This window comes from Rhodopseudomonas sp. (assembly GCF_036404135.1).
Taxonomy (GTDB): Bacteria; Pseudomonadota; Alphaproteobacteria; order Rhizobiales; family Xanthobacteraceae; genus Rhodopseudomonas_A.
The window spans coordinates 39,699-49,566 of sequence record NZ_DASWPE010000088.1 but is presented as its reverse complement, the minus strand read 5'-3'; the positions used below and the strand labels follow the sequence as shown (position 1 = coordinate 49,566).

Genomic DNA, 9,868 nt, shown 5'->3' with positions numbered 1-9,868 from the left:
AACCGCTCTCGACCAATCGGCGTCAAACGGGCATTCTTGTGGATGTTCATCCGGTCCTCCTTGGATCCCTGAAGCTTCGCAACCTCAGTCTCCTCGGTCTGGATCGGATGGACAACCTATTGAAAGCTCACAGCTAGAGCTATTCCGGTTCTGCTAGAATCAAAACGCGTCATTGCGAGGAGCTGTTGCGACGAAGCAATCCAGGGTCACCCAAAAAGCCCCGGATTGCTTCGCTGTTCGGCCGGCGCTCCGCGCCGCCCTCGGCTCGCAATGACGAAAACAACTGATTTTGCCGGCTGCTCTTTCGCTCAGACTCTTAGGATCAGCTGCCGGTCGAGGTGGTCGGCAGCATCGCCGGTAGCACCACCTTGCGAATCTGATCCACCGTGAAGGACTGCCCGCCGATCGACAGCATCGGCGGCGTTTGCGACAGGTCGGCGGAGTCCACCGTGCCCTGAATTTCGGTGGACACCGCGACCGCCTTGCCGTCGGCATCCTTGCCGACCGCCGAGATGGTGTATTTGCCGTCCGGCCATTGCGCGCCGTCGCTGCCCTTGCCGTCCCAGACGAAGCTCTGGTGATCGCCCTTGGCCATCTTGAAGTCGCCGGAGTACACGGTCTGGCCGGCCGAATTCTTGATGTTGACGGTGATCGTCGAGGACGTCGGCACGTTGATGCCCCAGGCCGCCACGCTCTTGGTCAGCGCCGTGGTGCTGCCGTCGACCACCGCGGTGGCGCCGACGAAATTCAGCGCCTGGGTAGCCTGCGCGGTGGTTTGCAGCTTGACCAGCGATTCCAGCTGGCTGTTGGATTTCAGCTGCTGCTCGACGCCGGCGAATTGCACCAGCTGTTGAGTGAACTGGTTGGTGTCCAGCGGATCCAGCGGATTCTGGTTCTGCAGCTGCGTGGTCAGCAGCGTCAGAAAGGTCTGGAAATTGTCGGCGATGCCGGGCGTCGTGCTGGTGGTCGCGGTGCTGCTGCTGGAGGAGGATTGCGCCGCCGGGGCCGACACGATCGTGCCGGGCATTGTTGCGTCGATCGCCATGGTGCTCTCCCTAGACCCTGATATCTACGCCGGTGGTTGATCCCAGCATGCGTCCATAGCTTCGTCCCACCGCCGCGGCCGCGACGCTGTCGTCTTCGCCGATCAGCAGCCGCTGATAATTGCCGCCGCGCTCATTGCCGCCGTTGCTGTTGTTCTGGCCGGAGGACTGGTCGCGCAGGCTGAATTGCAGGCCGCTGTCGCCGGTCTTCAGGCCGGCATCGTCGAGCGCGCGCTGCAATTGCGGGGCGTCGTTGCGCAGCATCGCCAGCGTCTCGGGCTTCTCGACGGTGAGATGCGAGGTGACCTGGCCCTGGCGGTCGACGTCGATCCGCACGTCGATGCGGCCGAGTTCGGCGGGGTCGAGCCGGATTTCGAAGCGGCTGTTGCCGCTCTGCGCGGTGGCGGCGATTTCCACCGCCAGCCGATCCATCGGGACCGGGGCGTTGGTGGCCAGCGTCGCGGTCAACTGCGCCGCCGGAATCTGGGCGCTGGCCGCCGGGAGCTGGGCTTGCTGCGGCAAGATCGCGGTCTGATCCGGCGTCGCGGCTTGCGGCTGCGCGGCGCCCGGATCGGCGTGGTGACGGCCTGGCGCCGGCGCCGGATCCGCGGTGGTCGTGGCGGTGGCGGTGGCGGTGGCGGTGGCGGCGGCGTCGCCGTCGGTCGCGGCCGGCTTGGCCTCGGCGTGCTTGGTCTTGTCGGATGGGGAGGTCGACGCCTGGCTGGTCGCCGCGGTGCCGCTCTTGGGCGTCGCGGCCGCGGCGGCTGTCGCCTCGGAGGCGTCGGTTGTCGCGGCGGTGGTGACGTCGGCGCCGCCGCCCGGCTGGGCCGGCTTGGCGGCGGATTTGCCGGATGTCGCGGTGGCCGCAGCGGCGACCGCCGCGGTCATCGCCGGGGTTGTGGTGGTGGCGGCGGCGTCGGTCGCGGTTGCGCCGCTGCCGCTGGTGTCGGTCTGCGCCGCACCGCTCTGCAATGCGAGCAGGGCGGCCGCCGTTGCGCTGGCGGCGGTGGCGCTGGCCGCCGGAGCCGTCGCTGCGGCGGAGCCGTCGGCGGTGGTTGCGACGTTGACCGGGACGACGATTCCCGCCGCAACCAGCACGGGGGCGGGATCGGCCTGCACCGCGGCGGCGGCGGTGGCGGTGTCGGCGGTTGCGCCGTCGGTGGATGTCTTGCCGTGCGAGCTGGCGTCTTTGCCGGCCGGCTTGTCGCTCTTCGGCTTTGATTTGCTGGGGGCGGAGGCGTCGGCATTGCCGCGGGCGTCGTTGGCGTCGGCGCGCTTGTCGGCGGCGTCGGCGGATTGCCGGGCGTCGTCGCGGCGATCCTGCGCGCGGTCGGCATTATCCGTCGGCGCGGTGTTGCGCGCCGGAGGCTCGCTGCTGGACGAGCGATCGTCGCTGCGCCGCTGCGCGGCGGCCTGGTCGATCGTGCTCTGACGGGAGTCGGCGCGGTCCGCCGCGCTGCTACTGTCGACCAGCGCGGCGAAGCTTTCGGCGGGCGCGGAACGCTCCTGACGCGGATTCGACCGCGTGTCGGGCGTGGAAGAGCTGACGGTGTCCGATGTGACGCTGAGCACAGGCATGACCTTTGCGGTAGTTCCGCGTCTTACTCAGCAAGGACCGCGCCAACCTAATCTGTGAAAAATATCCAGCAATATCAATGCAATATTCCGTGCCACGGCCGCCGCCGGGAGCTCCACTGGGGCGATCCTTGCTGCCACCCGGCAAGACTTGCCGTTTAAGACTTGCTGTTCAGGCGATCCGGCGCGGCAAAACCGCGTCGGCGATTGCCTCGCAAGGAAGCGGCCTATATTAAAGGCTTGGCTTTCGACGCTCGAACTTGGCCTCCGCGCGCTGGTTCGGCGCCGGCGCCGCAATCGCAGAATGACCGCAGCAATGCTCAACAGTCTCGATCTCGAAGGTCGCCCGCAGGATACCCGAGTCGTCGTCGCGATGTCGGGCGGCGTGGATTCCTCGACCACGGCCGCGCTGTTGAAGTCGGAAGGCTACGACGTCGTCGGCATCACGCTGCAACTCTACGACCATGGCGCCGCAATCCATCGCAAGGGCGCCTGCTGCGCCGGCCAGGACATCCACGACGCCCGCGCGGTGGCCGAGCGGATCGGTATTCCGCATTACGTGCTGGATTACGAGAGCCGGTTCCGGGAATCGGTGATCGACAGTTTCGCCACCAGCTACGCCACCGGCGAGACGCCGGTGCCGTGCATCGAATGCAACCGCTCGATCAAGTTTCGCGATCTGTTGTCGACCGCGCGCGAACTCGGCGCCTCTGCGCTCGCGACCGGACACTACGTGTCGTCGCGAAGGCTGCCGGACGGCTCGCGCGCGCTGGTCTGCGCCTCCGACGCCGATCGCGACCAGAGCTATTTCCTGTTCGCCACCACGCGCGATCAGCTCGATTATCTGCGGTTTCCGCTCGGCGACATGACCAAGCCGCAGACCCGCGAATTGGCGCGGCAATTCGGTCTGTCGGTGGCCGACAAGCACGACAGCCAGGACATCTGCTTCGTCCCGACCGGCCGCTACACCGACGTGGTGGGACGGCTGAAGCCGAACGCGATGGAGCCCGGCGAGATCGTCGACCTCGATGGCCGGGTGCTCGGCAAGCATCAAGGTATCGTGCATTTCACCGTCGGCCAGCGCCGCGGCCTCGGTATCGCCGCCTCGGCGCCGCTCTACGTGCTGCGGCTCGAGCCGTCGACGCGGCGTGTCGTGGTCGGCCCGCGCGAAGCGCTGCGGATGGACCGCATCGTGCTGCGCGACATCAACTGGATCGGCGACAGCTCGCTTGACCTTGCGGTCGGCGACGGCCTGGAATTGTTCGTGCGGGTGCGCTCGACGCGCCGGCCGCAGCCGGCCTGGCTGCGCGCGCAGGACGGTGGCTATCAGGTCGAACTGGTGGCGGGAGAAGACGGCGTCTCTCCCGGGCAGGCTTGCGTGTTCTACGACGCGCCGGCCGGACAGGCCCGCGTGCTCGGCGGCGGCTTCATCAAGAGCGCCGCGCCGAGAACCGCGGGGAATAGCGCGTTGCGCGAAGCGCCAGCTTCGCGGCCGCAGGTGGCGGGCGCGCGCGGATAGCATCAATCGGGGCAGCACATGGGGAACGATATCGACCGCGCCGGCGTCGCGAAGGCGTATGCGCGCTGGGCGCCGATTTACGATCTGGTGTTCGGCAAGGTGTTTCATTCCGGCCGGCAATCGACCATCGCGGTGGCCGATGCGATCGGTGGCCGGGTGCTCGACGTCGGCGTCGGCACCGGGCTGTCGCTGTCGGACTATTCGCCGACCACGCGATTGTGCGGCGTCGACATTTCCGAGCCGATGCTGCGCAAGGCGCAGGAGCGGGTGCGCGCGCTGAAGCTCAGCAATGTCGACGTGCTGGGCGTGATGGATGCGAAAAATCTGGCGTTTCCCGACGGCTTCTTCGACGCCGTGGTGGCGCAATATGTCATCACCGCGGTGCCCGACCCGGAAGCCACGCTCGATGACTTCGTCCGGGTGCTGAAGCCCGGCGGCGAGTTGATCCTGGTCAACCACATCGGCGCCGAAAGCGGGCCGCGCAAAGTGTTCGAGTTGGCGTTCGCGCCGCTGGCGCGCCGGCTCGGCTGGCGTCCCGAGTTCCCGTGGGCCCGTTTGGTCAACTGGGCGGCACGGCACGGCGGCGTCAGCCTCGCGGAACGACGGCCGATGCCGCCGATGGGGCATTTCTCGCTGATCCGCTATCGCAAGGCGTAACGCGGCGCGAAGGAACATCGGCGCGCGTTGTCGGTTCTGTTGGGATGCAAAACCTTCGGCTCCCAGTTCTGGTCTGCGCTGTGATGCTGGCTCCCGGCATGGCCATCGCGCAAGCGCCGCCGGCGGCCGCGCCGGCGCAGGTCGCCCCCGCAGCGTCGCAACCGTCCGGCTCGGGCAATTGCGCGCCGAGCCGCACCGCGCCCGAACAAGGCAGCATCACCACGCCCGATGCCACCACCGGCCAGGGCCGCGAGCCATTGGGCGACAAACTCGCCCGCTCCGACGGCGTGCTGTGCCCGCCCGCCGGGGTCGATCCGGAAATTCGCGCGCCGACGCCACAGGTCGGCAATACCCCGGTGATTCCGCCCCCGGGCAGTCCCGGCGGCGATCCGAGCGTGCGGCCGAAATGATCCTGACGCAGCGCCCGGCAGCCTGCTTGACAGGCCGTCGGCCGCCTCCTTATATGCCGCGCGTTCGCGGTCCGAGCCGATGGTTCGGACGCCGACGCGCGTGGCGGGGTAGCTCAGCTGGTTAGAGCACGGGAATCATAATCCTGGGGTCGGGGGTTCGAGTCCCTCTCCCGCTACCAAAATTTCCCCAAACTTCCGAAGCCTGTGCGGTCCTGCTCCCGGCAGCGCGTTCGCATATCAGCAACGAGCAAGATCGGGGGCCGTGGCGGCGCGAAGCCAAGGCCGGTGCGCCGGCTGCGCGCAGCTTGGGGAGATTTTGCCATCCAGCCCGCAAATTGGAGAAGAAAGCTCTGCAACGGCGCTGAATTTCGGCCGACCGTTCCTTTGATTTCCAGGGCCAAGCCGCGACATATGGAGCGATCGCTTCAGTCCGTGGATGCGCCGCAGATGCCCGTGACACCCGCCCAATTCGACGCCTTCGGCGAGCCGGTGGAATACGCCGAACCACGCCTGCCGAGCGAGCAGGGCCAGGCCTCGCGCTGGCTGACCCGCGCCGGTGCCGGCCTGTTCTGGGCGCTGCTGGTTGCGATCGTGGCGGCGCGCGCTGCGTTCTTCAATCCGGATTTCGCCGCGAGCTTCGCCGAGTTCGCGAGCGCCATCAGAACGGTGTTCGGCGCCTAGAGCTATTCCGGTTCTGATAGATCAGAACCAGAGCTCCAGTTTGTTATTTTGACGCATTTTCTTCACGCGAGCCGGGACCCACTTCGCTCGAAAACGCTATAACCGGCCGCCGCCGCGCCGAGCGGCTGCGGCGCATTCAGCAACTGATCGAAAGCCACCGCCGCCGGCGCGTCGAGCCGGCCCGCGATCCGCAGCTGCCAGAGCTGCCGATCAATGCTGAGCCCGCGAATCGCGATGCTTTTCAAATGCTGCTGCGCGATCTGATCGTGGGTCGCCGCGGCCGAGACGATCGCGATTCCGAGCCCCGCCGTCACCGCCTGCTTGATCGCCTCGGTACTGCCGATCTGCAGCGTGCGCCGCGGCTCGATGCCGTGCCGTTGCAGCGCGCGCAGCACGATCGCGCGCGAGCCCGAGCCTGGTTCGCGCACGATCAGCGTTTCATCGGCCAGCGCCGCGGCATCAATCGGCGCCGTCGCCGTGACGAACCGATGCTGCGGGCCGACGATCAATTCCATGACGTCGGTCCGCCACGGGGCCGCGACCAGCTCGTCGTCGGACACCGGCCCCTCGACCAGGGCGATATCGATCTCGTGGCCCAGCATCAGATCGGCGATTTCGCGGGTGTTGGCGCTGACGATGTGCAGGTCGACATTGCGATGGGCGCGGTGAAACGCGCCGAGATAGTCCGCGATCATGTAGGAGGCGATGGTGGTGCTGGCCCCGATCCGCAGCGAGCCTTGCTCGAGGCTGCGCAGCGAACGCATTTCTTCTTCCGCAGCGCGTTCGGTCGCGAACAGCGCTTCGGCGTGGCGCATCAGCGCTTGGCCTTCGCGGGTCGGGCGCACGCCTTTGGGGGCCCGGTCGAGCAGACGGCAGCCGAGCTGCAGTTCAAAATCCCTGACGCCCTTGGAGATCGCCGGCTGGCTGACGTGCAGCGCCTCGGCGGCGCGGGAGAAGCTGCCGGACCGAACCACCGTCGCGAACATCCGAAGCAGATGGAGGTTGAGTGGCATAACTTCTCCATATGGGCCTAAACGTAAAAGGTATTTCCATTAAAGCCGTCTCTTAGCGCATAATCTTCTCCAAGCGTAGGAGATTGCATGACGGCCCCAAACGACTCCGCGGCGCGACCCGCGGCATGGCGCGCCGGCGCCGCGCGGCTCAAGGCGCTGTGGCCCGGCATCGCGCTCAGCCTGGCGGTCACGGCGGTCGCGCTCGGCGCGCAGCTCCTGGAACAGCGGGTCTTCGCGCATCCTTATGTCGAGGCGCTGGTGATCGCGATCCTGCTCGGGATGGCGATCCGCACCGCCTGGGAGCCCGGTCCGCGGTGGCGCGCCGGGATCGCGTTCAGCGCCAAACAGTTGCTCGAAGTCGCGGTGACGCTGCTCGGCGTCTCGATCAGCTTTGCCGCGATCGCCGCCTCCGGGCTGTCGCTGCTGGCCGCCATCGTCGCCACCGTCGGCTTCATTCTCGCCGCCAGTTACGGCATCAGCCGCCTGATGGGATTGCCGGTGCGGCTGTCGATCCTGATCGCCTGCGGCAATTCGGTGTGCGGCAATTCGGCGATCGCCGCGGTGGCGCCGGTGATCGGCGCCCATGGCGACGATATCGCCTCGTCGATTTCGTTCACCGCGATCCTCGGGGTGATGATGGTGCTGGGGCTGCCGCTGTTGATTCCGTTGCTCGGGCTGTCGCCCAATCAATACGGCATTCTCGCCGGGCTCACGGTCTATGCGGTGCCGCAGGTGCTCGCGGCGACGGTTCCGGCCGGTCTGGTCGCCACCCAGATCGGCACCCTGGTCAAGCTGATGCGGGTGCTCACGCTCGGGCCGATCGTGGTCGGCTTCTCGCTGTTCGGGCGCAAGCTGCGCGCCAGCGCCGACGCGCCGGTCAAGGTGCATCGCTTCGGCCCGCTGCAGATCGTGCCGTGGTTCATCGTCGGCTTCCTGCTGCTGGCTGCATTGCGCTCGTTTGCGATCATTCCCAACGAGGTGGTGGCGCCGCTGCTGAGCACCGCGTCGGTGCTGACCATCGTGTCGATGGCGGCGCTCGGCCTCGGCGTCGACGTGCGGGTGATCCGGCGGGTCGGCAGCCGGGTGACCGCCGCGGTGACGCTGTCGCTGCTGCTGTTGTTGGGGATCAGCGTGGCGATCGCGCGGCAGTTTTCCTGAGCCTTGCTGGCAGCGCCGGCCGCCCACGTCGCAGCGCTCAGACCACGTCGGCGAAACTCTGTCCGTGCATGTCGATGCTGAGACCTTCCAGCGCGAGGTCGCTGATTTCGCCGCCCATCGCCTTGATGCTCTCCTCGCGGATCAACGCCATCAACCCGCGGCGCAGCGCCAGAAATTCCGACGACATCATCATCGACTGCTGCCGCGGCCGCTCCAGCGGAATCACGATCTCGGCCTTGATGCTGCCGGGCCGCGCGGTCATGCAATACACCCGGTCGGACAGGAAGATCGCCTCGTCGATATCGTGGGTGACGAACAGCACCGAGATCTTCAGCCGCTGCCACATGTTGGTGAGGATCTGCTGCATGATCACCCGGGTCTGGGCGTCGAGCGCGCCGAACGGCTCGTCGCACAGCAGCACCTTGGGGCCGGTGGCCAGCGCCCGCACGATGCCGACGCGCTGCTTCATGCCGCCGGACAGGCTGTCCGGATATTTGTTCTCGAACGCGGTGAGGCCGGTGATGCCGAGCAGCGTGCGCGCCGCGCGATCGCGGCTCGACTTGTCGAGATGCTTCATCTTCATGCCGAATTCGACGTTGCCCTTCACCGTCTTCCAGGGAAACAGCGAATATTGCTGAAACACCATGCCGCGCTCGGCGCTGGGGCCATCGACCACCACGTCGTCGACGCTGACGGTGCCGGTGGTCGGCTTCAGAAAGCCGGCGACGGCGTTGAGCAAAGTGGATTTGCCGCAGCCGGACGGCCCGACGATCGAGACGAACTCGCCGGGATTGACGTGGATCGAGGCGTCGCACACCGCCTGCATCGGGCCGTCCAGCGTTTCATAGCTCAGTCCGAAATTGCGGACCTCGACGCGTCCCTTGCCGGGGGTTTCGTTCAGCATGTCGGCGCTCACTTTCTGCTCCATGGCATGACGAGGCGTCCGAGCCCGCGGATCAACGTGCTGGAGCCGAGCCCGAGCACGCCGATGCAGATCATTCCCAGCGCGATATCGGCGTATTGCACCAGCGAGTAGGCCTCCCAGGTGTAGTAACCGATGCCGTATTGGCCGGAGATCATCTCGGCGGCGATCAGAGACACCCAGGCCACCCCCATGCCGACGGTGAGGCCGGTGAAGATGTGCGGCAGCGAGGCCGGGAAATACACCTCGCGGAAGATCGACAGTTCGCGGGCGCCGAGACATTGCGAGGCCCGCACCAGCACCGGATCGACCAGCGACATGCCGTGCAATGTGTTGACCAGGATCGGAAAGAACGAGCCGAGGAAGGTGATGAACACGATGCTCTGCTCATTGGTCGGCCACAGCATGATCGCCATCGGCACCCAGGCGATCGCCGGGATCGGGCGCAGGATCTCGGTGATCGGAAACAGCACCTCGTGGATCAGCTTGAACCGGCCCATCACCAGCCCGAGCGGCACCGCGAGCAGCGCCGCCAGCGAGAAGCCGATCACGATGCGGCGGCAGCTCAACAGCACGTGCAGCAGGAATTTGGAATCGTGCATCGCCCGGGTCAGGCTGTCATAGACCGCGGCGGGCGAGGGCACGTTGGTGAAACGTACGAAGAACACCACGCGGTAGCTGGTGAGCAAGTGCCAGGACAGCAGGAACAACGCCAACGCCACGGTGCCGACCGCGGTGGCGCGCAGCCCGTCGCGATGCAGCCGCAGCCAGCGCCCGGCATAGAGCGCCCACGGCCGCGGCGGCGCTATGGGCGGCGCCGCCGGCAATGTCGGCGGTTGTCCCGGCTCCGGGCTCCGCGGAGCAAATTCGCGTCGAAGCGCTGCGCCCTC

At 67.1% G+C, this 9,868-nt stretch carries 10 protein-coding genes and 1 tRNA gene; 6 read left to right on the top strand and 5 right to left on the bottom strand.

Annotated elements, in window-relative coordinates; all coding sequences use genetic code 11:
- Positions 1 to 322 precede the first annotated feature (322 nt).
- Complete coding sequence (locus tag VGC77_RS09970) at positions 323 to 1,045, bottom strand: flagellar hook assembly protein FlgD (protein ID WP_331171408.1); 723 nt, start codon at positions 1,043 to 1,045, stop codon at positions 323 to 325.
- A 10-nt stretch (positions 1,046 to 1,055) separates the two neighbouring features.
- The gene (locus VGC77_RS09965) at positions 1,056 to 2,621 is read right to left on the bottom strand and encodes a flagellar hook-length control protein FliK (protein ID WP_331171407.1); all 1,566 of its coding nucleotides are present in this window, start codon (positions 2,619 to 2,621) and stop codon (positions 1,056 to 1,058) included.
- Positions 2,622 to 2,922: 301 nt separating this feature from the next.
- Here VGC77_RS09965 and mnmA point away from each other — a divergent pair, with 301 nt between their 5' ends.
- The 5 genes from mnmA to VGC77_RS09940 all read left to right on the top strand — a co-directional run bounded on the left by mnmA (position 2,923) and on the right by VGC77_RS09940 (position 5,885).
- Complete coding sequence (gene mnmA / locus VGC77_RS09960; RefSeq protein ID WP_331171406.1) at positions 2,923 to 4,137, top strand: tRNA 2-thiouridine(34) synthase MnmA; 1,215 nt, start codon at positions 2,923 to 2,925, stop codon at positions 4,135 to 4,137.
- A gap of 18 nt (positions 4,138 to 4,155) precedes the next feature.
- On the top strand, positions 4,156 to 4,794 hold the full coding sequence (locus VGC77_RS09955) for a class I SAM-dependent methyltransferase (protein ID WP_331171405.1): 639 nt from the start codon (positions 4,156 to 4,158) through the stop codon (positions 4,792 to 4,794).
- A gap of 98 nt (positions 4,795 to 4,892) precedes the next feature.
- On the top strand, positions 4,893 to 5,204 hold the full coding sequence (locus VGC77_RS09950; RefSeq protein WP_331171404.1) for a hypothetical protein: 312 nt from the start codon (positions 4,893 to 4,895) through the stop codon (positions 5,202 to 5,204).
- A gap of 102 nt (positions 5,205 to 5,306) precedes the next feature.
- Positions 5,307 to 5,383, top strand: a tRNA-Met gene (locus tag VGC77_RS09945).
- A gap of 268 nt (positions 5,384 to 5,651) precedes the next feature.
- The gene (locus VGC77_RS09940) at positions 5,652 to 5,885 is read left to right on the top strand and encodes a hypothetical protein (protein ID WP_331171403.1); all 234 of its coding nucleotides are present in this window, start codon (positions 5,652 to 5,654) and stop codon (positions 5,883 to 5,885) included.
- A gap of 62 nt (positions 5,886 to 5,947) precedes the next feature.
- Here VGC77_RS09940 and VGC77_RS09935 read toward each other — a convergent pair whose 3' ends face one another.
- Positions 5,948 to 6,898 carry a LysR family transcriptional regulator gene (locus tag VGC77_RS09935; RefSeq protein ID WP_331171402.1) on the bottom strand — a complete coding sequence of 317 codons (951 nt, stop codon included), beginning with the start codon at positions 6,896 to 6,898 and terminating at the stop codon, positions 5,948 to 5,950.
- Between the two features lie 87 nt (positions 6,899 to 6,985).
- Here VGC77_RS09935 and VGC77_RS09930 point away from each other — a divergent pair, with 87 nt between their 5' ends.
- Positions 6,986 to 8,056, top strand: a complete 1,071-nt coding sequence (locus VGC77_RS09930) for a YeiH family protein (protein ID WP_331171401.1) — start codon at positions 6,986 to 6,988, stop codon at positions 8,054 to 8,056.
- A gap of 37 nt (positions 8,057 to 8,093) precedes the next feature.
- Here the strand turns inward: VGC77_RS09930 and VGC77_RS09925 are convergent, their stop codons facing one another.
- Both VGC77_RS09925 and VGC77_RS09920 read right to left on the bottom strand, forming a co-directional pair.
- Positions 8,094 to 8,984 (bottom strand): ABC transporter ATP-binding protein, encoded by an 891-nt coding sequence (locus tag VGC77_RS09925; protein WP_331171400.1) that lies wholly within the window; start codon positions 8,982 to 8,984, stop codon positions 8,094 to 8,096.
- Positions 8,969 to 9,805 carry an ABC transporter permease gene (locus VGC77_RS09920; protein WP_331171399.1) on the bottom strand — a complete coding sequence of 279 codons (837 nt, stop codon included), beginning with the start codon at positions 9,803 to 9,805 and terminating at the stop codon, positions 8,969 to 8,971. Before VGC77_RS09920 ends, VGC77_RS09925 begins: the two co-directional genes overlap by 16 nt.
- Positions 9,806 to 9,868 lie beyond the last annotated feature (63 nt).